The sequence below is a fragment of the Halohasta sp. A2 genome, assembly GCF_056175805.1.
In genome coordinates, this window is record NZ_JAQFWV010000304.1 from 1 (window position 1) to 255 (window position 255).

The window sequence follows — 255 nt, forward strand, 5'->3', positions numbered from 1 at the left end:
TCTTGTTCCCTCAGCCTACGTCGTAAGCACTCCACGCGAAGCGAGTTCACGGGATGAGGATGGGCGGTTTACAGAGCGCCCCGACCCAGACAGGCTCACCTTCCGAACAAATGGTTGGGTTTTGCGAGTCCGGTAATTAACTGATTCAACATCTACGCCAGCGTGTTTCGCCCACGCCCGCCACGCCACGTTCACACTCGCGTTTCGGTCAGCATGGTCTTGCTGAACCTCACACGAATCATTCGTACACCGGAA

1 pseudogene is annotated in these 255 nt (G+C 56.1%); it reads right to left on the reverse strand.

What is annotated here, in order from left to right:
• Positions 1–15: 15 nt before the first annotated feature.
• Positions 16–255 (reverse strand): annotated as a pseudogene (locus tag O2S87_RS19225) (RNA-guided endonuclease TnpB family protein); the annotation flags it as partial.